The organism is Vibrio sp. SCP2 (assembly GCF_059295395.1).
Map to the genome: position 1 here is coordinate 66,682 of NZ_JCAFVV010000001.1, position 22,727 is coordinate 89,408.

General features: G+C 43.5%; 23 protein-coding genes. 12 read left to right on the forward strand and 11 right to left on the reverse strand.

Translation table 11 applies throughout. The features are described from left to right. Positions 1–6: 6 nt before the first annotated feature. Positions 7–627: a thiol:disulfide interchange protein DsbA/DsbL gene (locus tag AC5O63_RS00400; RefSeq protein WP_494503491.1), complete on the reverse strand. Its 621-nt coding sequence runs from the start codon at positions 625–627 to the stop codon at positions 7–9. Positions 628–905: 278 nt separating this feature from the next. Here AC5O63_RS00400 and AC5O63_RS00405 point away from each other — a divergent pair, with 278 nt between their 5' ends. Both AC5O63_RS00405 and AC5O63_RS00410 read left to right on the forward strand, forming a co-directional pair. After that, positions 906–1,523 carry an OmpA family protein gene (locus AC5O63_RS00405; RefSeq protein ID WP_004743731.1) on the forward strand — a complete coding sequence of 206 codons (618 nt, stop codon included), beginning with the start codon at positions 906–908 and terminating at the stop codon, positions 1,521–1,523. 266 nt (positions 1,524–1,789) lie between these two features. Further along, a complete protein-coding gene (locus tag AC5O63_RS00410) occupies positions 1,790–2,941 on the forward strand; it encodes an HD-GYP domain-containing protein (RefSeq protein ID WP_494503492.1) in 1,152 nt (383 codons plus the stop codon). Between the two features lie 67 nt (positions 2,942–3,008). Here AC5O63_RS00410 and AC5O63_RS00415 read toward each other — a convergent pair whose 3' ends face one another. Together AC5O63_RS00415 and AC5O63_RS00420 are read right to left on the reverse strand one after the other, a co-directional pair. Beyond that, entirely contained in the window at positions 3,009–3,254 is a 246-nt protein-coding gene (locus tag AC5O63_RS00415; protein WP_004749658.1) for a YgjV family protein, read from the reverse strand. A gap of 301 nt (positions 3,255–3,555) precedes the next feature. Continuing rightward, positions 3,556–3,873 (reverse strand): DUF496 family protein, encoded by a 318-nt coding sequence (locus AC5O63_RS00420; RefSeq protein ID WP_004743727.1) that lies wholly within the window; start codon positions 3,871–3,873, stop codon positions 3,556–3,558. Between the two features lie 184 nt (positions 3,874–4,057). Between AC5O63_RS00420 and AC5O63_RS00425 the strand changes: the two genes are divergently transcribed. The 6 genes from AC5O63_RS00425 to luxQ all read left to right on the forward strand — a co-directional run bounded on the left by AC5O63_RS00425 (position 4,058) and on the right by luxQ (position 10,276). Continuing rightward, positions 4,058–4,252 (forward strand): hypothetical protein, encoded by a 195-nt coding sequence (locus tag AC5O63_RS00425; protein WP_004743725.1) that lies wholly within the window; start codon positions 4,058–4,060, stop codon positions 4,250–4,252. 34 nt (positions 4,253–4,286) lie between these two features. Continuing rightward, positions 4,287–4,940: a YceH family protein gene (locus AC5O63_RS00430; RefSeq protein WP_494503493.1), complete on the forward strand. Its 654-nt coding sequence runs from the start codon at positions 4,287–4,289 to the stop codon at positions 4,938–4,940. After that, a complete protein-coding gene (locus tag AC5O63_RS00435; RefSeq protein ID WP_494503494.1) occupies positions 4,940–5,242 on the forward strand; it encodes a GIY-YIG nuclease family protein in 303 nt (100 codons plus the stop codon). Before AC5O63_RS00430 ends, AC5O63_RS00435 begins: the two co-directional genes overlap by 1 nt. Before the next feature lie 85 nt (positions 5,243–5,327). After that, complete coding sequence (locus AC5O63_RS00440) at positions 5,328–6,485, forward strand: conjugal transfer protein TraF (RefSeq protein ID WP_494503495.1); 1,158 nt, start codon at positions 5,328–5,330, stop codon at positions 6,483–6,485. 147 nt (positions 6,486–6,632) lie between these two features. Further along, positions 6,633–7,730, forward strand: a complete 1,098-nt coding sequence (locus tag AC5O63_RS00445; protein WP_494503496.1) for an autoinducer 2-binding periplasmic protein LuxP — start codon at positions 6,633–6,635, stop codon at positions 7,728–7,730. Next, complete coding sequence (gene luxQ / locus AC5O63_RS00450; protein WP_494503497.1) at positions 7,730–10,276, forward strand: quorum-sensing autoinducer 2 sensor kinase/phosphatase LuxQ; 2,547 nt, start codon at positions 7,730–7,732, stop codon at positions 10,274–10,276. Before AC5O63_RS00445 ends, luxQ begins: the two co-directional genes overlap by 1 nt. Positions 10,277–10,323: 47 nt before the next feature. On the opposite strand, the gene AC5O63_RS00455 is transcribed toward luxQ, so the two are convergent. From AC5O63_RS00455 to yccS, 3 genes are all read right to left on the reverse strand, one after another. Continuing rightward, a complete protein-coding gene (locus AC5O63_RS00455; protein ID WP_004743718.1) occupies positions 10,324–11,583 on the reverse strand; it encodes a hydroxymethylglutaryl-CoA reductase in 1,260 nt (419 codons plus the stop codon). An 88-nt stretch (positions 11,584–11,671) separates the two neighbouring features. Next, positions 11,672–11,953, reverse strand: coding sequence for a hypothetical protein (locus AC5O63_RS00460; protein WP_004743717.1), 282 nt, complete (start codon positions 11,951–11,953; stop codon positions 11,672–11,674). Positions 11,954–12,370: 417 nt separating this feature from the next. Continuing rightward, complete coding sequence (gene yccS, locus AC5O63_RS00465) at positions 12,371–14,539, reverse strand: YccS family putative transporter (RefSeq protein WP_494503498.1); 2,169 nt, start codon at positions 14,537–14,539, stop codon at positions 12,371–12,373. 244 nt (positions 14,540–14,783) lie between these two features. On the opposite strand from yccS, the gene helD reads away from it, so the two are divergent. Continuing rightward, on the forward strand, positions 14,784–16,844 hold the full coding sequence (gene helD / locus AC5O63_RS00470) for a DNA helicase IV (RefSeq protein WP_494503499.1): 2,061 nt from the start codon (positions 14,784–14,786) through the stop codon (positions 16,842–16,844). 9 nt (positions 16,845–16,853) lie between these two features. Beyond that, positions 16,854–17,174 carry a divalent-cation tolerance protein CutA gene (cutA, locus tag AC5O63_RS00475; protein ID WP_004743712.1) on the forward strand — a complete coding sequence of 107 codons (321 nt, stop codon included), beginning with the start codon at positions 16,854–16,856 and terminating at the stop codon, positions 17,172–17,174. Here the strand turns inward: cutA and AC5O63_RS00480 are convergent. Then, complete coding sequence (locus AC5O63_RS00480; RefSeq protein ID WP_494503500.1) at positions 17,138–17,749, reverse strand: DUF2238 domain-containing protein; 612 nt, start codon at positions 17,747–17,749, stop codon at positions 17,138–17,140. The two genes, cutA and AC5O63_RS00480, sit on opposite strands and share 37 nt — an antisense overlap. A 231-nt stretch (positions 17,750–17,980) precedes the next feature. Here AC5O63_RS00480 and AC5O63_RS00485 point away from each other — a divergent pair, with 231 nt between their 5' ends. Together AC5O63_RS00485 and AC5O63_RS00490 are read left to right on the forward strand one after the other, a co-directional pair. Further along, positions 17,981–18,820 carry an isopenicillin N synthase family dioxygenase gene (locus AC5O63_RS00485; RefSeq protein WP_004743710.1) on the forward strand — a complete coding sequence of 280 codons (840 nt, stop codon included), beginning with the start codon at positions 17,981–17,983 and terminating at the stop codon, positions 18,818–18,820. A gap of 131 nt (positions 18,821–18,951) precedes the next feature. After that, positions 18,952–19,569 (forward strand): DNA-J related domain-containing protein, encoded by a 618-nt coding sequence (locus AC5O63_RS00490; RefSeq protein WP_004743709.1) that lies wholly within the window; start codon positions 18,952–18,954, stop codon positions 19,567–19,569. 58 nt (positions 19,570–19,627) lie between these two features. Here AC5O63_RS00490 and AC5O63_RS00495 read toward each other — a convergent pair whose 3' ends face one another. The 4 genes from AC5O63_RS00495 to AC5O63_RS00510 all read right to left on the reverse strand — a co-directional run bounded on the left by AC5O63_RS00495 (position 19,628) and on the right by AC5O63_RS00510 (position 22,705). Continuing rightward, positions 19,628–20,575, reverse strand: a complete 948-nt coding sequence (locus AC5O63_RS00495) for an ABC transporter substrate-binding protein (RefSeq protein WP_494503501.1) — start codon at positions 20,573–20,575, stop codon at positions 19,628–19,630. A 9-nt stretch (positions 20,576–20,584) separates the two neighbouring features. Further along, the gene (locus AC5O63_RS00500; RefSeq protein WP_494503502.1) at positions 20,585–21,286 is read right to left on the reverse strand and encodes an ABC transporter ATP-binding protein; all 702 of its coding nucleotides are present in this window, start codon (positions 21,284–21,286) and stop codon (positions 20,585–20,587) included. Beyond that, positions 21,270–22,031: an ABC transporter permease gene (locus tag AC5O63_RS00505; protein ID WP_494503503.1), complete on the reverse strand. Its 762-nt coding sequence runs from the start codon at positions 22,029–22,031 to the stop codon at positions 21,270–21,272. Before AC5O63_RS00505 ends, AC5O63_RS00500 begins: the two co-directional genes overlap by 17 nt. Before the next feature lie 152 nt (positions 22,032–22,183). Continuing rightward, complete coding sequence (locus AC5O63_RS00510; protein ID WP_494503504.1) at positions 22,184–22,705, reverse strand: GNAT family N-acetyltransferase; 522 nt, start codon at positions 22,703–22,705, stop codon at positions 22,184–22,186. Between the last annotated feature and the right edge of the window lie 22 nt (positions 22,706–22,727).

The window sequence follows — 22,727 nt, forward strand, 5'->3', positions numbered from 1 at the left end:
GTTGAATTAAGGTTGAGTAAGTAAGAAGTTGATCGTTTCAGCAATGCCCGCAGCATCTTGATGACCACTGGTAATAATCTGATATTTACCGTTGACGATAAAGGTTGGTACCGCATTGATCTGACCTTTGGTTGTAATATCATCCGCGATTTGCATCGCTGCGAACAGTTGCTTTTGTTGCTCTTCGTTGAAGTCATAAGGGCTAACTAGATCACGACTGTGGAAAACGAGGTCTAGCGCCGTTTTCTTTTCTGAAAGTGTTGCACCATCGCCCATTTGAGTGGCAGCAAACATCTCTGTCATCATGTCGTGGTCTGGCTTTTTACCTAGTTGCATTTCGGCAGCGTAGTAAATCATCGCGCCAATTTGAGCGCTCTCATTGAAAGTCACGTGAACTTTGCCAATGCTTTGCCCAGTGAGCTTTTCAATCTCAGGTATTTCGTTTTCCATATGACGGCAGTGGCCACAATTTAGAGAGAAAACTTCAGTGACTTGAGGAAGTCGGAAAGTAGAGAGATTGGCAGGCAGCTGCTCGTACTGTTTTCCTTCGACAGGTTGAGAGTTTTCAGAGCAACCAAGGATCAATGCTGAAGCGGCGATCATTAAAAGCGACGCAATTTTTTTCATATAATTTTCTCTAATAGTCGCGAGACAACGTGATTGGTGCTTCAATGCGTTGACTCTTGAATGATTTGTTTGTTGATTCTACTTGTTCCTATCCAGAAGAGAAACATAAGTGACAGTGCTTTGAGGGGTAAAACTATTTCTAATCGTGAACTTTGATTATTGCGTGTACGAATTTCACTATAATGACCATAAAAGGAAAAAAAGTTATCGCAGTGGCTAAAGTAACGGCGAGATTGCCGATATAGATTATGTATCGGCATGGAACTCACGGTGAATCAATGAAGTACTTAATCTTTCCTTTAATTCTAGCTCTCTCAGGGTGTGGCAGTTTGCCAGACGATATGACTATGCTAGGAGGAGACCTTCTGGATACAGCGCCAACGTCAGACTTTGAAGTGCGTTATCCAGAGTGGGGAGCTGCACCAGTATTGGCTTCATCAGGTGTCAAAGGACCGATGGGGCAGCAACGTACACAAAGCTATAGCGATCTACAGAACTTCCTTGTTAGCAACGGTGTTGATTATGAATTGCTTCCTGGTAACCATGTGATGGTCAAACTGAAAGATACCATTAAGTTCAACACTGGCTCTTCGCATGTTTCTCCTGACTCTAAATACTGGTTGAATATGATGGGTAGTTATCTATCGACACAGCCAGGAATAGATATCGTTATCGATGGTCACGCAGATAGTACTGGAGCGCCAACGTTCAACGACAAACTCTCGATTAAGCGAGCAACAGCCGTTAAACAGCAACTGGTGAGCAACAATGTCGCGATGGACTCAATCTTTACACGCGGATATGGTGAATATGTCCCTGCGTGCACCAATAAAACCAAAACAGGTAAAGCCTGTAATCGCCGAGTAGAAGTGCTGTTTATTGTCGCGAATAACTAAACCGAGCCCATTTAAATGCCGCAAACGCCACGACTTAATCATCGTGGCGTTTTCGTTTTTAAAGGGCAATGCGATGTTGATAAGGCAAAGCTGGTCAAAGCGGCGAATGTAAAATGAAAGAGAGTATATAAAAACCACAAATTTTATGATGAAATTCTAAGTTTCTGATTTTACTGGTTATCGTAATGTTAACTATTTGATAACGTTTATCTCAACTATGAGATGTTGTTTCCAAAAAAATTAGAATACTAAGGATGTGAAATTACATGGTTAATTTCTCTTTAATCAGCCAAATTGCCAGTGAAAACACAACGATTACATCAAAGCTAGACTCGATCTATATACACGCTTCAGAGGCTTATTCTTCGCTATCTCGGTTCTCTATCGCTCTAATTGGAGAGAGCAAAGTGTCCAATTACTACGTCAAAGATCGTTTTTCAGACAGTGGAAGCTACGACTTTACCGAGCATAGACTGACCGAAGGCTCTTCGTTAACCAGTGTGGCTTTAAAAGCTACGGTTCGGGTTATCGATCAACTCTCTTCGATGCTTCAAACTGAGCGCATTCAAGAGCTGATTCGATTGGGCCATCGCAGCAGTTATACATTTCCAATATCGTTTAAGGGCAAAACGATCGGATTCATCTTCATTAATGCTAGTGAAGATGCTTTTTTCTCACGCCAAGATATTGCACGTGATTTTACATTCCTATCTCAAGTGACTTCGAGCCTCTTTGTTCAGCTTTTTGAGAGTCAACGACACTTTCAGTCGAGCCTAAAACTTGCTTTAAAAATTGGCCATGCGCGTGATCCTGAAACGAAAGAGCATCTAATTAGGATGGGCATGTATAGCGAATTACTGGCACGAATTCTCTCCAAGACCATGGAGGAGATAACGCATCAATTTATCCATCGCATTCGGCTATACGCACCGTTTCACGATATTGGTAAATACATGATTCCAGATGAGATCTTATACAGTGACAAGATCTATACTGCCGAAGAAAGAGCGATCATGAATAGTCACACTCTATTTGGTGAAGAGATAATCGATGACGTTGTGGCTCATTGTGAGCAAGAAACTATTTCTAATGCTGAGATTCGTTTTATCAAGAATATCGTTAGACACCACCATGAGCACTATAACGGGGCGGGTCTACCGGATGCACTTGAAAGCGATGCTATCCCTTTGGAAGCGCGAATCGTCACTCTTGCGGATGTCTTCGATGCGCTGCTCAGTCGTCGAGCATACAAACCAGCTTGGGAACTGGATGATGTACTGATCTACATTCAAGCTAACAAGGGTAGGCTGTTTGATCCTGTCCTTGTCGATGCGCTGACAGACAACATTGAAGATTTTACACAGATAAGATTGAGATACTTGGATGAGGCAGAAACGACTCGGTCTCTACTTTCATAAATCGACATAATAAAAACGCCCCAAACTAGCACGCTAATTTGGGGCGTTTTAAAATTGCGGTGGCTAATTAAGCGGCGCTTTTAACTTGCTCGCTTTTTTTTTCGCTTTGCATTTTTGCAAGAAAGTAAACGTTAACGCATGCAATGAAGCCGTTAGTGACAACCACAGGCCACGCATCAATCATCAGACCGTACGCAGTGAATAGTGCACAACCAATGAAGTTCAATACTCGTAGTCTAACGATGTCTTTCATTGTTAGTGAAATCGCAACCATGATTGACGCTGCGTAACCTAAAATTTCAACCATATCCATAATTTGACCCTCTATAATTTTTGCCGACGTCGGTCGGTACCAATTCTTCTCTTCTTGAGATAAGTGAGGAAGCTCCGTGCCTCGAATGGTCTAAATGATTAACTGGTGTGAAATATAACAGGGCTAAATGTGTGATGAAAGCCCCAAAAATAGGAACGGAGAAGGTTAGCGATTACGCAAACGTTTTACGTTACCTACAGAAATATAATAACCAATTATGTTGGTTAACAGCCGAACTATTATTCGGAAAAAATAAAGCCCACACAGTAGTGTAGGCTTTGATTATGAGCAGTAATAGAATTTACTTCTTCTTACCTTGAATCACTTTGTCTTCTTCAGTTAGCTCGCGAATACGGCGGCTAATGTCGCGACGTTCTTTAGAAATTTCGGCGCTCTTGATGATGTGGTCATCGACACGATCTTCGTAATCGGCTTTCATGTTTTTAATGATGCCAACGATTTCTTCGTTGCTCATGTCCGCTTTAATGTAATCAAGCAGGTTTTCTAGTAGGTCAACACGCTTACGGTTGTCACGTACTTTCTTTTCATTATCAATAAGCTCACGCTTTAGCTTATTCTTACGACGTGCTTGAGACACGATTTCAAATACACCACTCATAGGTCCCTTTCCTAATTTTCGAATAACTAACAAGGATTAAATCACAACAAACCGCATGAGAACAGTCCTAAGATCAATCATTACAGTACGTTGACGGTTTTATCGCCAATCTGTTTGCATCTAATTGAGAGTAATGAAACTTCGAGATATGATTCAAGCATTAGAAGCTTATATGTAATCCAATATGCGAATGTCGCAGATCGTTATCCCTAAGTGTGAGTCTGAAGAGCAGACTCCACGAGCAAGCAAGCTGGTTAATGCTTATAAAAAAGAGCGTACTCGACAAGAAGTGACCGAAGTAGAGCTGAATCGAAGCAAAATAGTGATGATCGATGAGAACGGAAATATTAAAAAGGTTCCCATCCTCGCTGAGCACTAATGCAGTGTTTGAAAAGAAAGAATAAGGAAATAACATGAATATCGAGCTATCCCCAGTAGAGGCACGTGTCATTGGCTGTCTTATAGAGAAAGAAGTCACTACGCCTGACTACTATCCCCTGACACTTAATAGCTTAACGACGGCATGTAATCAAAAAAGCAACCGCGAGCCGGTAATGTCGCTCAGTGACGCGGAAGTGCAAGATGCTGTCGATGCGTTAATTGCTCGTAGACTTGTTAGTGATGAAAGTGGCTTTAACAGTCGAGCGAACAGGTTCCAGCACCGTTTCTGCAACACAGAGTTTGGTGATCTTAAGCTAAGCAAGCAAGAAAAAGGCATCGTGTGCTGCCTACTTCTGCGCGGAGCACAAACACCAGGCGAGCTTCGAACACGAACAAACCGATTAGCAGAGTTCTCTGATGTCAAAGAGCTAGAGTCTGTGCTAGAGAAGATGGCGTCGAGAGAAGAAGGGGCGCTAGTGGTTAAGTTGCCTCGTGAGGCGGGTAAGCGTGAATCTCGCTACATGCATCTGTTTAGCGGTGAAGTTGATATTGAAGCGTTAGCGAGCGCAGCACCAGTACCAGCGGGCAATAGCAGCAGTCGACTTGATGAACTGGAACAGGAAGTAGCAAGTCTTAAGACTGAATTGTCTGAGCTGCGCTCACTTGTTGAACAGCTCACTGAATAATGCCAGAACAAGAGCCAAATGAGCTCGATGCGTGTTCGAATTGGTACGTATACTTGATTCGAATGCGCAACAATGCGCTCTATTGCGGCATAACGACGGACGTTCAACGCCGCTTTAAGCAGCACCAACAAGGAACGGGGGCCAAAGCGCTTAAAGGTAAAGGCCCGCTTAAGCTAGAATGGTTCAAGCCCGCAGGAGCCGATCGCAGCAGTGCCTCAAAACTTGAATATCAGATCAAACGCCTACCTAAACACAAAAAAGAGCAACTTATTACTCATCAGCAAGACTTTGTTCTTGATTAATATGAAACTAACTGATTACTAAGCCTACAAACTTCTGAATTTGTATTAACCTTGATTATGAGTAATAAAAAAGGTTGATACGGATATGAATCAATTAATTAAAATATCAGTAGTGGTTAGTTCCTTAGTTGTAACGGGCGGGGCCCATGCAGCAACCGTGGTGCCAGATGGCCGCGGTAACGGGATGGGTAATACAGGTGTAACAAGTGCGGACTACGTTCTTGCTCCTTTTTATAACCCCGCGCTAGTTTCTGTACACCGAGATGAAGATGATTTTGGGCTTCTTGTTCCTGCAATAGGAGCAAACTTAAGAGACACTGACGAAAACATCGATACTATCGATAATCTACAAGATACCATCAAAGCGTTTGAAAGTGGTGGTAGCACGGACCCGGCGCAAGCTGCGCAGCTTAACGGTTATCTCACTCAACTCTCTGATAACAAACCTTTAGCCGTGACGGGCGGTGCTGCACTTGCTGTTGCCTTCCCAATTAACGTGGTATCTGCCAACGTCTTCTCACGAGGCTATGCTGAAGTCATTGCAGCACCGAAAATCGCTCCGAATGGTGGTGACGCCCCAGCCAGCGTTAAAACGCGCTATGAAGCGTCGAATGTGGATATGATTGCCTTCGGTTATACTGAGTTTGGAATTGCGTTTGCGAAACGTTTTACTATTCAAGGTCAAGATGTGTCCATTGGCGTCAGCCCCAAGTATCAACAGTTGAAAACTTACAAGCAGAATATCTCGGTCGAGGACTTTGATGTCAGTGACTATGATAAAAGTGAAACTAAAAAGAATACTTTTAACCTCGACCTAGGGGCTATTTGGTTCGTTGATGATTACCGCCTAGGCTTTGCGGTTAAAGATCTGTTTTCCAAAGAAATCGATACTTTGGATATTGCAGGTGTTAGCACCTATAAGTTAAACCCGCAAGTCACAGTATCTGGTGCGTACACCATGGAGTATTTTACGACGACTATCGACTGGGACTTAACTAAGCAAAAGCGTTTCACCGAACTTGCCGACGATACACAATTCCTTCGATTAGGTGTTGAAGGTAATGCGTTTGGCTGGGCGCAGTTAAGGGCGGGGTATGAAATGGATATCGAAGATACCTTAGACAACTCATTTACCTTAGGGGTAGGGATAAGCCCGGGAGATTTGGTCAGCGTTGATCTAGCAGGTAGTTATGCGGGAGACAACGAATTTGGTTTATCTGGGAATTTATCTTTTACGTTCTAATTAGGATTAGGCATAATTAGAAAAGCCGAGAAAAATTAATAAGTTGCATATTATAAAAGCAATCTCGGCTTACTAATTAAGCTAGGTTATATAAAAAGCTAATATAATAAATATATGTTCTGTTTGGCTAGATAAAGAGAGAACTACATGTCTAAAAAAGCAATATTGCCAATACTCGTATTGTGCTCATTTTCAGCTTCGGCTCACACCACTCAGGTTTTGAATGGATATTGGCAGTATGACGAATATCTAGAAGCACATCCAAAACAAAAAGAACTGACTGAACAACTGAGTCAGACGGTTAGAAAATACCCAACCCCCCTTACAGCACAGCAATCTTCGCCTATCTCTATATCGGTCGTCTATCCCGGACAGCAAGTCTCTGACTATTGGAGTCGCAATATCAAGGCGTTCGAGATGCGTTTAGAGAAGCTTGGGGTGAACTATGAAATTAATCAGGTATTTACACGCCCTAGTGTCGATGTAAGGCAGCAAAGTTTGTCGCTATTAGAGGCCGTTCAAAACAAGGCGGATTACCTTATTTTCACTCTCGATACCACGCGACATCGTAAGTTCATCGAGCATGTATTGAGTTCGACAGACACCAAGTTGATTTTGCAAAACATCACGACGCCGGTGAGGGCTTGGGATGAACAGCAACCTTTTATGTATGTCGGATTTGATCACATTAAAGGTACTCGAGTGATAGAAGGGTACTACAAAAACAGTGTCCCAAAAGATAGCCGCTATTCTGTTCTCTATTTCTCTGAAGGGTATGTGAGTGATGCGCGAGGCGATACCTTTATAGAAGAAATGAGCCATCATGACTCCTATAAACTTTCTTCCTCTTTCTACACTAAGGCGACACGAGCTTCAGGTTATGAAACGGCCAAGATTGCACTTAACCGAGATCCTGATATCCAGTTCATTTACGCTTGTTCTACGGATGTTGCACTTGGTGCCGCCGATGCATTAGCGGAACTGGGAAGGAAAGATATCCTACTGAATGGTTGGGGAGGTGGTACTGCCGAACTCAAAGCGATAGGTGAAGGCGCTCTAAATGTCACCGCTATGCGTATGAATGATGATACGGGTATTGCGATGGCCGAAGCAATCAAATGGGATCTAGAGGGTCGTAGTGTACCTCACGTGTACTCAGGCGATTTTGAACTAGTGACCAACAAAGACAGCACCGCGCGTATCGAGAAGCTTAAGCAACGTGCATTTAGGTATTCTGATCAGTAATGCGATTAAATAAAGAACAAGGCAGAAAGCGCCAACTCGCGACCATACTAACCAATTCAATTTTCCTTTGTATTGGTGTGTTGATCGTGGTGATAGTCCTTCAGAACTATCAGGTCAATCGTGATGTTGTTGAGCAAGAAGTTGCTCGAACTAAGCAACAGACGCAAAGCCTTGTTCAAGAGATCTTTAACCTTAGAATCAAATCGTTAGAGATTACGCAAGATAGTTACAGTCGCAACAAACTACTGGTAGAGGGCACTCAAGAAGAAGACATCCATTCTCTAGATCGTTTTTTCAACAGCATTGACCAGCTCTCACCTGATGTCGCGCCAGATTTTCGCTACATAATAAGCGGAAATGAGTTGATTTGGGATGACGGTAACTATCAGTTTTATGGCATATCTATGAGTCAGATTAGTCATTTAAGTAAGGAGATGATGACTGGACCCGATTGGCATATTTCACAGACGCCATCATCTCTCGGTGTACGTTACCTCGGGATGCGTCGTACGGCGATAGTTGATATCAACTCTGGTGAGGTTGTTGGTCATCTTTACATCGGAATCGTGCTAAATAATAACTTTTCGCTGGTAAACGCAATTGCCAAAAGTGGCAATGCCGACGAGATATTGTTGGCTGTGGGTTCTGAGGTCATCGCGACAAATACAAAAAAACAGAGCACTAAACACATTGAGTGGTTAGAACAGGCTTCTAAATCACTCAATGCGGGCCGTTATATGGTGTCTAGAACGGATTTAACGGTTAACAATGTTCCGACTTTTCTTTCCGTTTATACGGTACAAAGCAATGAACATGTGATGACGTTTGTTCGCAGTCATTATATTTGGATCACGATTACCGCAATGCTGGTCATTTGCATTGCGGTCTATACGCGAGTTTGGTTAGGTAAAAGAGTATCGAATGAACTACAAAGTTTGATGCATTATACCGATGCGACGATTCAGGAGCAGAAAGTCAGTAAGTTTGTCGGTTCGAGTATTGAAGAATTTGATCAAATCGGAAACTCGTTTGAACGCTCATTTAAGCGACTGCATGAACAAGAGAAACAATTTACCGAGCTGTTTAATTTTTCCTTGTCACCGATTACCTTATGGGATGCGAATGGAGAGCTTAATCGATTTAATCCTGCAGCTGAGAGGTCATTTCGTCGCGGACAAGCGCAGCAACAACTCATTGACAGCTTAAAACCACATATCCGAATGTGTGCACAAGGGGCGACACTAACAGGCATTAACACCACCATAGCGAATAAGACATTTCGTTGGAACTTATCGCCTATCTCTAGCGACAATCGCATTACTCATATCATGGCGCAGGGGCAAGACATCACTAGCTTTATTGAAGCGGAACGTCAAAGTGAAGCGGCCCGAGAGCAGGCTGAAGAGTCGGCACGAGCACGTGCGGACTTTCTTGCCCGCATGAGTCATGAATTAAGAACGCCGCTTAATGGGATACTCGGCGTATCTCAGTTGCTAAAAGGCAAAATGGAGAGTGAACAAGATGTCGAACATATGGATATTCTGTGTAACAGCGGCGAACATTTATTAGCGGTGCTCAATGATATTCTTGATTTCTCCAAAATAGAGCAAGGTAAGTTTCACATTGAGAAGAGTGCCTTCAGGCTCATTGAGCTAACCAGTACCGTAGACAAGATATTTAAGCCACTCTGTGATAGCAAAGAAGTGGATTTTGTTGTTGAGAGCAATATCGAAGATGATTTATGGGTCTACAGTGATCAAGTGCGCTTGAATCAGATTATCTTCAACCTTGTCAGCAATGCCGTTAAGTTTACCCATGAGGGCAGCGTAAGAATCGTTCTGAATAGGGAACGTAAAAATGGCGGCTGCATATTCACGATTGATATTCAGGATTCCGGTATTGGCATTGAACAAAAACGCCTAAAGGATATTTTTGAACCTTTTGTACAAGCTGAAGCAACTACCACACGTGAATATGGAGGGAGCGGTTTAGGTTTGGCGATCGTCCATAGCCTTGTTAATCTGATGGAAGGTGAAGTAAGCGTCGATAGTGTCGTTGGCAAAGGGACCCGATTCACTGTCAGTGTGCCTCTGCAAATTGGTACTGAAAAAGTGGTGAGTGGAGGAGGGCTTGAGGCTGATCCCGCTACTTTGTTTAGTGACACTCTCCACGTACTTTTGGTTGAAGACAATCACACCAATGCCTTTATTGCTAAAGCTTTCTGCGAAAAGTATGGGATGAAAGTGACTTGGGTAGAAGATGGCATCAATGCTATTGATCTGCTTAAGACAGATACATCTATCGCTTTGGTATTAATGGATAACCAACTGCCTAATTTAGGCGGTATTGAAGCGACTGAAATTATTCGTAATGACTTGGGTCTTAGCGTGCCAATTTATGCTTGTACCGCAGATGGTATGCAAGAAACGAGAAAAGAGTTTTTACGGGCTGGGGCAAACTATGTGATTGTAAAACCAATCAAAGAAGCAGCATTGAACAAAGCCTTCATCTACTTTAAGGAGCATCATTACTCCTTGGTGGAATAACATTCACAGGGCGCTGCTTACAAAGGAGCGCCCAAAAATGTTAGTGTCTAACGGGCAAGTTTCTGATGAGCACGAGAGAAGTGATCTGCGCAAAATGCGCCTACGATAGAGAGTTCACCAGCCAAGCATAAAACTGCAGCGACTTCTGCTAACGCTTTTGCCTTTCCGTTACCGTGTAACCCCATAATATCTAAACAAGCTTTCTGTGTTGGTAATCCTGTCCCTCCACCAACTGTGCCAACCATTAAGTTAGGTAAGGTAACGGAAGCGTACAAACCGCCATCCTGATTTACTTCCATACGAGTGATACCCACTGCGGACTCTGCGACACACGCTGCGTCTTGACCGCAGGCAATGTAGAAAGCCGCCAAGGCATTTGCGTAGTGTGCATTGACACCAATGCCGCCACTAAGGGCTGAGCCTGTTGTGGTGACTTGGCCAAAACGTGTCATTTTTTCTGGGGTGGTATGGAGGTATTTCTCAACCAGAGCTTTGTCGAGGTGAATCTCTGCCGTCACCTTCTTCCCGCGAACATGGCGCAAGGTATGAGAGTTTGGCTTTTTATCACCAGACAAGTTGCCATCTAGGAACGCTTCTCTTGGTTCAATCGGCGAGTGGTCCAATATATAGTGGTAAACTTCATTGGTTGCGATCGTCACCATATTTTGACCCGAAGCGTCTCCGGTATGATACTCAAACACCAGGTAGACATGGTTACCTTCGATATTGACGTTTATATCGTGTAATTTTCCATGAGATGTCGTCGACTCAGCAAGATGCTTAAAATGCTCGTATTGAGTTACAACCCAAGCCACAAATTGGCCTGCATCGACTAACGAGTCAAACACAAATACGGGAGTGCGTGTTACTCCTTCATTGATTAACATCGCGCTTGCACCACCCGCCTGAGTAATCAATTGGGCACCTCGATTGTATGAAGCCACTAGCGCTGCTTCGGTTGTCGCAAGTGGAACAAGGTAATCATCATTAGCGTGAAGGCCATTAACTCGCAAAGGCCCCGCGACACCGACTGGCAGCTTCACAGTGCCAATAAAGTGTTCTATGTTCTTATTGTATAACTCGGCATGAGCTAGGGTCTGCTCGTCGAGTAGCAGCTCTTGTTGCGTTAAATGGTCTAGTTTAGACCAGCGTTTGGCAATAGCCTTCTCAGATATATAAGGACTTGGTGTTAGCCTTAACGAAGAGCGTTCAAAGTGCGGACTGAGTTTTTGTTCTAATGTAGGTCCGTCAGATTCGGGTTGAGTGAAAAGCGTTTTATCTTGGCGAGAAAGATTTAGTTTCGGCATTGCGACTTAAAGCGATAAATTTGCGTGCATTCTAGCGTATGGAGTAGGGAACACAATGGTTGCTTAACGGATTGGTACAATTTCGTTGCTAAACATGAATATCTAGCAGCGTCCCAATCATTTCCTGATCTCTTTGAATGACATTCGTACCAATTTTGCTGTACTGCTCAGCACTGTTCAGTTTGGTCAGAGAATCAATATTTGATGGTGGAGGGGTAACTTTAAACTCTACCTGATTGAAGTCATAGGTATTGTCTTTAGGCATAGGTTGGAGTTGCTGATTACGTTGTATTTCATGCGCAGCGTCTTCGGCCATCTTAGATGACATATCAATGATTTGATAACCAGATTGAACAGAAGAAACAGGCATAAGCACCTCCTTAATTTAAGCTTAAGGCGTGATTGCATTTTGAGCAAGTTGTGCTACGAAAATAGGCTCGATATCATTTTTAACTCTTCATCATTCACGACAACTCTATTGTCAGAATCGAGTTTATTGTTGATTTCACCTCTTAGCATTCTCAGTTGCTGAGGGGTGAGTGATTTGAGCTGAGCTCTCATTGCTTCAAACTGTTGTGGAGTCATGTTGTTGCACCTGCTAATCGTTGATGTATCAGATTTATACAGGTAAGAGATGTCTCCTTTCATCGCCTTACTCTCGTACGAATAACCTTACAGATAAGTTTATTTTGACACTGTCGGTTTTTTGTCCGAACAATGTCAGGGCATGTTAAGAGTAAGTAAGCAGCTACGGAAACTTGTGTAATTAAAATATCAAGTTTGGCTATTATTCAGCCGACTTATGCGCAACACGCACTGCAAACTTGCTGGCTAGCGAGTGCAGTTCCGGCAGCATCCGATAAACCAGATGCAATTGTTGCAAAACCATACGTACAGAACTGTCATCCTCTTCACGCCACTCAGCGAGGCGCTGCTCTAGCACTGGATCGTCAATGTCTGCGGTATCACAGGTATCACAGTGCTCGTTTAATTGAGTAAACAAAACGTTTAAGTGCTGGTGGATCACTCTATGAGCATCAAGGATCAACTTATGAGTCTCCTCGTCAGCGATACGTGTTCTGTGTGCACCTAGGGCAGAGATATAGCTCAGCAGGGCGTGGTTTAATGTCAAGAAACGGTAGCTTTCATCAATGGCGGAAACATAACGACCAGGCTCGGCAAGCATATTACTAATTGCTGTTGTTAAGTTGGCATCTTGGTTATGAGCGTTCCGTCTCGACACTCGGTAACTCAAACTGTCTTTTTTGCCTACTCGATATTGGCCAATTATCTGGCCAAGGTAGTGTTGATTAGCCCCGATAGCGTCAGCCATCACTTTGTGTAGGCGTTTTGACTGCCAATCAGGGAGAATAAAGGTCACTGCCGCAACCGCGAGAATACAACCAACTAAGGTATCAGCAATACGCGGAAGAATAACATCAAAGCCTTGCCCCAACTGGTTAAAACAGAACAGCACTAATACGGTAATAAAGCCAGTTGCATAGCCATAGTTTGCCAGCCTAAATGCGAAGAAGGCAACCCCCGACACGACGACAAGTAGTAATTGGCTTTCTTGCGAGGGGAAGAGGGTTAAGAGCGGTACACCGATAACAATACCTGCGAACGTCCCGAGTACCCGCGCAACCAGTTTTTGCCTTGTGGCACTGTAGTTCGGCTGACAAACAAACAGTGTTGTTAGCAGAATCCAGTAACCGCGCTCAATACCAAACAACTGGATAATGCCATATCCAAGGGTTAGTGCAATTGACATTCTCACTGCATGCCTAAACAGCATAGAGTCTTTAGTGAAGTTAGATTTTACTCGCTGCCACATCACCTTTAAGGTGTGCGCCTCTGTATCGTCTAAAACGTCTTCTTCAAGTTTGTTGGTATCTGGGTTATTGACATTACTTAGCTGCTTTTCAACGGTCGCTAAGTTGTTAAACAGGTAACCGAGTTGCGCAAGTAGTGAACGCCACTTCGGGTTATGTTGATCTTGAAGATAGGTCAGTGAGTTTTGCAGCTCATCGAGCGCAAAAACAGAGTCATCGTTATGCTGATACTCTTTACCGAGTCTTATCGCCTCAGCAATCTCGCGGCACGACGTTGCTTGGTTTTGTAGTAAGTGTTTAAACCGAAACAGAACATCAAAACGCTCAAAATGCTCTGCAAGCTCTTGATAGCGATAGTGAGTCGAACTGATTCGCTCATGAATATCTTGAGCAAGAAAATAAGTATTCAAAAATCGGTCGCTGGCACCGTCTACATGTCCTCGCTTGGAGCGAGTCAAAAACGTCGCTTTGCAAGAGTTAAGAGCATTAACCGTCGCGGCATTGAGTCTTGCTTCTTCAATTCGATGCGGTTGGGGCTTAAGGTTTGAGACGGGATAGAACAGCTGACTCTTTGAATCGAGATAGTTGGCTAGCTGCAAAAACACGTTTGCCAAACTCTGCTGAACAGGCTGCATAGGCCACAGTGCATGCCATACCATCGAAACGAAATAGTACCAAGCTGCACCGGTAAGAAGCATAAGAGGTTGAAACCAGACATTGGTACTTTCATGTGCGCCTAGCATGGTATAGATAGCGATGAGAAGAGAACCAAAAGCGATACTGGCATATCTCGGGCCGATAGCACCCAACATGATGAAACCGAACGTCGAAACAAACAATCCGATTGCGAATAGCCAAGGTGTGGCAAACAGCATCTCGATAGAAAGAGCAGCAATGGCAAAACAGATCAATGTTAACGACTGGGACTTTAGTCTTCCCGTGAAACTGTCGTCACTCTCTGCAAGTGCAGCAGCAATAATCCCCAGAATTAAAGGAACGATAAGCGTATTGAGTTGTAAGTACCATGTCGGTATCACCACGCCTAATAGGGTGACGAGAATAAGAAGGCTATAGTTAAACGTTTTGTTTGCCCAGTAGTGGCGGAGCTGACTATATAAATTCACTATCAGATAACTTTGTATTCGCAAGTGGAGCTAAATTAGCATGGCTTATATGGTAACGACCTGATCTAAATAAAGATACCAGAGAGTTTGCAGATCTTTTGAACAACAAACGGGTTGACCCTATTAAAATGATCAAATTACTGTTTAAAACAAAGACCTTAACGAGAAAATTTGCCGGAAACTTATAAAAAAGGATAGGTAATTAAGTTATGATGCTGATAAGACAGATTATAGGCTAAAAAGAATGCAGCTAACCGCTAACAAGACTGCACAGTTTTTTGTTCAACACGAATACCACCACATCGAGATTACCTCAGATTCACTCATACTCAGTTCGGAATCAAGCGAAGAGCATATCCCGTTCAATGTTTGGAGTGGGCGAGTACAAGTTAAGAATGGTCTCATTTGGGGTGGTTTGATGTTTTTTGCTCATCAGCATGACGGGCAGCAGAGAGCTTGGTTAGTGCAAGGGCTTCCTTTAAGTAAATGTCGTGAGTTTGCCAGATACGCGGTTGCTGCCTATCAACACTGGCATAAGAATCAATGTCAGCAGCTGATCAAATACTTACCTCAGTGGGAGGAGAGCGTACAACGCTTTCAGATCCAACCTTCATTTTTGACCCACTCAACGGTTGAAAATTGGCAAGACCAATTAACAAATGATCTCCAGAAAATGGAGATTACGTTAGACGACGCGATGCTGCGCATGCCGAGCCGAATGGCATGTATTGAACCTTGGATTACTCGCTCTGATGCTGAGTTAAGCACACGGAACGAGCAGTGGATGGAAACAGAGCTTGGGAACTGGCAGGTACTTTTCTCTCAGATAGAATCGTCCCCATTAAATTACTCGCAGAAAAGAGCCGTCTTACTCAATGACGATAACAATCTTGTTTTGGCTGGGGCGGGTTCTGGCAAGACAAGTGTGCTGACTGCGCGAGTTGCCTATCTTCTTCAAAGTCACTTAGCCCGTTCGGAAGAGATTCTGATGTTGGCCTTTGGTCGAGATGCCGCTGAAGAAATGAATCAACGCTTGAGTGACAAAATCGGTTTGAGTGCAGAAGGAATAAAAGTTAATACATTCCATCAATTGGGCTTACAGATACTTAACCAAGTTGAGTCGCAGGGCGTGACTATTTCGCCTTTAGCACTGGATGATAATCAGCGACAAAACTGGTGTATTGACTGGCTGAAAAAGCATTGGATGACCCCAACTAACTTTAAGCGTTGGCAAAAACACCTATCTAAATGGCCTATCGCTTATTTGGCAGGTGACGATGAGTTAGGCAGCCATGTTGAAAACCCAAAACTGATTGCATGGTTGGAAAAGCAGCTAATGCAGCTATCAGCCACAGGTGCAAGCAAAAAAGAAATTCAGCAGAGGCTGGTTGAGCATCCTGAATATACGCGCCTGAACAGTGAGCTCGCCTTAGTTTGGCCTTGTTTCCAAGCTTGGCAGCAACAGCTTAAAGAGCAAGGTCACATCGACTTTAATCTGATGATTACCCGAGCGACGCAATACGTTACAAAAGGTAAGTTTAAGGCACCTTGGCGTTACATTATGGTCGACGAATATCAGGACATCTCACCACAACGTCTCGCCTTGATTGAAGCGCTCTGTCAACAAGAACAAGGCTGCGTTTTATTTGCGGTAGGTGATGATTGGCAATCGATCTACCAGTTTGCAGGATCAGACGTTGATCTTACGACAGGGTTTGCAGAGCGATTCCCTCACTCGACAGTTCATCACTTAGATACGACTTACCGATTCAATAACCAGATTGGTGAAGTAGCTAATCGATTTGTGCAGCAAAACCCTGCTCAATTAGAAAAGCAGTTGAACAGTCATAAAGAGCAAAAATCGAAAGCAGTGACACTGATGCCTATCGCCAACGTTGAAAAGGTGCTTGATCAGCTCAATCGAAACGCCAAAGCGACCCAGAGTGTACTTTTGCTAGGTCGAAATCACTACCACAAGCCTGAACTATTAGCCGATTGGCAAAAACGTTTCGGCTTGCTTAACATTCAATTTATGACTTGTCATGCCAGTAAAGGCAAAGAAGCGGACTTCGTAATTGTACTCAATGTAGATGAAGGTCAGTTTCCGGCCAGAGTGAAAGCTCTGCATATTGATGGGGCATTAACTCAAGCTGACGATCAGTTCCCATATGCTGAAGAAAGGCGTCTTTTCTATGTGGCTATGACGCGAGCCAAGCGAAAGGTATGGATCACTTATACAGGAAGTGGGTCAAGCTTTGTAAAAGAGCTAATCAACGACGACTACCCAGTCATCAACCAAAAGTAAGGGAAGGCAATGAGTGGCCAGTTTTGTATAGTTTTGACGACAACAAACCGTCAGGAAAACAGTCAGGGTATTATTAGTGCGGTGCTTGGCAAACAACTTGCAGCGTGTATCCAAACTATGCCAATTGAAAGTCATTATGTTTGGAATGGCTCTCTATGTAGTGACAAAGAAACCTTGCTGATCATGAAAACGAAAAAAGCGTGTTATGCGGAACTTGAGCAAGTTATCGTATCTGCGCATGATTACGAAGTACCTCAAATTGTTCAAGTTCCGTTCGTTGAAGGGTTTAATCCTTATTTAGCATGGATAGAAGAAAATACTCGATGCTGAGCAGTCAGTAATATTAGAGAACTGATTGCGCCAAGCGTATCCATCAACATGTCTTTTTGAGCATCCCAAATATCACCTTGTGAGCCTAAGAATGCGATGCCCTCGTCACCACCGGCAAGGGCCGCATACCACCATTCGATGATCTCATATCCTGCTGCTAAGGCCATAATGGCAAATAGCGCGTAGCTTGTTGCTATGCCAAATCCAAGCTTTTTGCTTCTAACAAGGTATTCTGCAATCGGGTAGGCATAAAGCCCTATCGAGAAGTGCGCTACGCGATCGAAGTTGTTGCGCTCAGAACCAATAAGTTGATTAAACCAGTCGAAAGGGACCTCGGCAAAAGTATATTTTGCACCAACGGTGTGTAGGCATAGCCAAACAAACATCAATACATAAGCGGTGTTTGAAAATGTATAACGGCGCGACACTACCCATATGGTGACGAAAATTAACGTTGCTGGAATGATCTCCGCTAACCAAACCGCACGTGACATTGGCTCTATAGCTGAAAATATAAAGACGCAGCAATAGGCAATTGAAAGTCCAATCAGTGTCTTTGAATAACCTCGATTCATAGAATCTCTCCTTTGGCTAGAATAGACCTATAATGACACTTAATAAAACACTGTTCAATTGTTTTTATTTGGCGACTAAAATCTGCTCGTAGTCACAAAATATGTTGAAACTTAGTCTTTTTGCACACTCTATACTCAAATGAATGTCACTCATAGCTTATCGTTTGCTTTACTAAATTGTCACAACTACAATCGTTTGCTCCCATACATAACTATTAGAAAGTAAAAGTCATGAAACTGGAAACTGTCGATTATCAAGCGGAAAATGCTGCCGAACTGTTTGTTACGTCTCTACGTGAAACAGGCTTCGGTGTGTTAAAGAACCACCCAATTCCAAAAGAGCTCGTTGAGTCAATTTACGAGAATTGGTACCAGTTCTTTATGTCTGAGCGTAAAAATGAATTTCATTTTAATGTTGAAACGCAAGACGGCTACTTCCCACCGAGTGTTTCTGAAGTGGCGAAGGGCCACACAGTAAAAGATATCAAAGAGTACTTCCACGTTTACCCTTGGGGGCAAATGCCTGAAGAGCTTAAAGAGCAAATCATGGATTACTACAACCGTGCTAACGCATTTGCTGAAGAGCTATTAGGTTGGGTAGAGGCGCATGCGCCTGTAGAAGTACAAGAGAAGTTCTCTGTTGCATTGTCAGAAATGATCAATGGCAGCAACAAAACCTTACTACGTATTCTTCACTACCCACCAATGACAGGTGATGAAGAACCTGGTGCTATCCGCGCCGCAGCGCACGAAGATATTAACTTACTTACTGTTCTACCAGCTGCAAACGAACCTGGCCTGCAAGTTCTAAGTAAAGAAGGCGATTGGTTAGATGTACCATGTGACTTTGGTAACCTAATCATTAATATCGGTGATATGTTGCAAGAAGCCTCGGGCGGTTACTTCCCGTCAACGACGCACCGAGTGATTAACCCAACTGGCGCGCGTCAAGAACAGTCTCGTATCTCGTTGCCATTGTTCTTGCACCCAAAACCTGAAGTGGTGCTTTCAGAGCGTCACACTGCAGACAGTTACCTGATGGAACGCCTGCGTGAGCTTGGTGTTATTTAATAAAAAGCTCAATAATGAAAGAGTCGCGAATGCGGCTCTTTTTTTATGGCGCAGGCGACATTTATCAAGCTAGAAACTCGACAAAGAAGGCTTTATGTCTTTTATTGAAAGTGAAGGAGATAAGGTAGTTTATGCAAGAACGACAAGAGCTCACTGCGCAGTTTCAGCAATACATGGAAAACCCTTTGCTTTGGCCAATTCTTGAAGTACTTCGGAAAAAGCCGAGCGGATGGAAAGTACATACACTAGCTTCTCATCTCGGAGAACTCGGTTTTATCCCACTGCTTGACGACTCACCAGAAAAAGATCTATTCAAGCGCAACTTTCTCATCATGAACGCTTTGTACCAGCTACAAGAAACACTCTACCCCGATAAATGGCTACAGGTAGAGGCGATGGACATTATTTTAATGCCATCTCATCAAGTGCCTGGACATGAAGTTGATCACCACGATCCTCTAAGGGACTACTACATCCATTGGAAGAACTATGAAGCAGAAGAGGGGGAAGTAAAACGTCTTCTCAATGAGTTCTGGACTCGTTACCGCGAGTTTGTCGGAAGTACCAATGGCAAAGAGATGGACCGCGCCAAGGCGCTTAGCTTGTTTGAACTGCCGCAAGATGCCAGCCAAACTGAGATACGCAAAACTTGGCGTAAACTCGCATTAAAATGGCACCCTGATCGAGACAATGGTGATAGCGATAGATTTAGAGTTTTGTGTGAGGCTTGGCATATATTGCGTCACTAGATAGAATTCATATAGAAAAGGTCGTGATTAACACGACCTTTTTAGTTTTATAAACAAATTATAGGTAGGTTGCCGACGTTGGCGCTACTAAGCTTTCCACATCTAGCCCATCACGCATTAGGCCGTTCTCTACTAAAAACTGGGTATCATTTTTCAGGGCTTGCATATCATCCTGACCAAAGTGAATGGCAAGAGCAGACCAATCCGTCAGTTTTTCTGCCTGTTCGTTAGATACGCCGTGCTCTGTCGCCCCAATTGCGATTGCTTGCTGATGATTAGTTTTAATGTAATTCATCGCTTTGCGTTGAGCTTCAAGGTAGGCTTCAACTAGCTGAGGGTTTTCAGAGGCGAACTTATCCGTTGTAGCACTGATTAGAATTGGGTTGATGTAACCATCCGCTGTGGCGAGCACACGAGCACCACCATCTTGAGCTTTAAGAATATAGCTTGAAGTAAGAAGACCAGCATCGATGCTACCAGCCATTAAAGCGTTAAATGCTTTCGGCGTTGCCATATTGATGAATTTTACGTCCGACTGAGTCATGTCATTGGCAGCAAGCTGTGCGATTAGCATCTGTTGTACTACTGTTCCTTTAACACCAGCCACTTTTTTACCGACTAGATCTTTGATATCCCCTTCAAACTTAGGCGAGACTACCAGAGAAAAGATTTTGCTTGGTCTTGCAACAGTACCAATCACTTTCAAACTGTTTCCTTCACGGTTTGCCATCAGGAACGAGTTTGTATTCATCACGGATGCGATGTCGACAGAGCCCGAAGCCATGGCTTTCGCTTGATGAACCCCTGAACTGATTTTGTGCCACTCAACAGTTGCACCATGTTTTGCTAACTCTTGGTCTAAGATCCCTTGGTCGCGCATAACCATAAGCTGCAAGTTAAACGGGGTAGGTACGTAAGTTACATTAACGACTTTTTTTGTTTCTGCGAAAGCGCTACTACATACTAATGACATTGCTGCAGCACAAACTGCAATAAGTTTTTTCACTGAATTCTCCTAATGGTTGAATGATTGCTGGATAATGGTTTGTGTTAGCTGCTCACGAGTTAAACTTGATTGTTTTATGTCGTATTCAAATTTAAATACGCCATTTTCAATCACCAGAATACGATCAGCGAGTGTGACTGCTTCTCGAACATCGTGAGTTATAAATACAACGCTACATTGTGTTTTCTGATGGATACGTTTTAATTCGGTTTGCATGTTCTGACGGGTCAAAGCATCCAATGCGCTGAAGGGTTCGTCCATATACAGAAGGTTAGGTTTCCGACACAAAGAACGGGCAATGGCGACGCGTTGAGCCATCCCACCGCTAAGTTGATTCGGGAAGGCGTCAATTTTGTCGAGTATGCCTGTTAACGTTAACGCGCTTTCAATAGCCTTGAGTGCCTCGTCAGAGTTTCGTAGCTGCTTGTTAAACGCTAATTGCAGGTTTTGTTTTACGGTATACCAAGGTAACAAGCGAGGTTCTTGGAATACGTAACCTGAAACCAAGTTTTCTGCAGCTTGAATTTGCCCACTACAGGCATCATGCATACCTGATAAGCATTTAATCAGCGTACTTTTACCACAACCACTTTTACCTAAGACGGCGACAAATTCTCCCGCTTCGACGCTTAGATTGACGCCTTTAAGGACATAAGATTTCCCTTGTTGCGGATCATCAAATGACTTGGATAGATTAGTGACGGATAGCATGTGCGGTAACCTTCTTAAAGATGAAATCTAAGCAAAAGCCAAGGACGCCAATAACGATGATTCCTGCCATCGCTTTATCGGTCCGCGCCAGTTCTTCGGCATCAACAATGAGAAACCCCAAACCTGACGCCGCGGCAATGAGTTCCGCGCCCATCAAGGCACGCCAACTGTATCCAAACCCTAATCTAAGCCCGGTAATGATTTGCGGCAGTGCCGCAGGAAAGCGAATGTGTCTAATGATTTCACTCTGGCTTAACTCAAGGCTTCTGCCTAGCTCAAGGTATTTTTTATCGACATTTTGTAAGCCGCCATACGCGTTGAGAAACACAGGGAAAAAAGAGGCAAACAAGATGATCATCAACTTTGGCGCTTCACCGATTCCCATCCAGACGATAAATAAAGGACTAAACGCTAAAGCAGGGATTGCGCGCAGACATTCAAATAGAAATTCGAAGTAATCGTATAGACCTTGAAAGCGAACAAATAGCATGGCGAATGCAATCGCTAATACAGCCGTTGTAGCAAACCCAATCCCAACTCGCTGAAGACTGGCACGTATGTGTTCGGCTAGTTCACTGCTCATCAACATATCTGTGAATGCGGTTACGACCGTAATAGGTGAAGGCAAGATGTAACTACTGATATCACCATAGGTAGTGGCTAAGTGCCATCCAGCTACGATAAGGGTAGGGACAACTAGAGACTTTAACCAATAAGTCCGAGAAGATTGAGAACTTAAGTTCATTGATTAAAAATGATAACTATTCTTAGGTACTACGCACAATAATGAAACTTAAGTTTTATGTCAAACCATGAGTGAGCGTAAGTTGGGTGTTGGAGTTGTTTGGGGAGCCGTATGAGACCAAAGATGAATCTAAGCAAAGAGGGAAACAAAGGTTAACGCGTCATATGTAAAACGGTCGTGGTCCACCATTTACCTTTGAAGAATCGGTCATTAGTGCGTTCACAATCAATCGACATACCAACGCGTTTACAGAGTCTTATCGCCGCTTTATTGCTAGAGAGTGTCTCCGCATAGACTCGTTTTACATCGAGTTGATTAAACCCATAGTCAACCAAGGCGAGCATCGCTTCTTCAGCAACGCCTTTTCCTTGCCTGTTTCTCGCCAAGCCGCAGCCGATTGAGGCTTGATTCTTTGGCTCTAGGCGTAACGCTGCAAGACCTAAGTAGTGGCCTGAGAACTTACACTGAATTGCTAGGTGGTACTGAGTTCGTGGTGACTCTAAAGCTTGTTCAATAAACATATTGGCAAGCAGGGTACTTTTTTCAATCGAGCAATCTTCTTCGTTGTAATAGCGTTGGTATTTAGGATCTTGGCATTGGTCAACATAATGTTCGACGTCTGATGGAGTAAAGTCGCGAAGAATGAGATTTGAAGTAGTAATAGTGAAGTTCATAGTCGGTAGAGAAGAAAAGCGC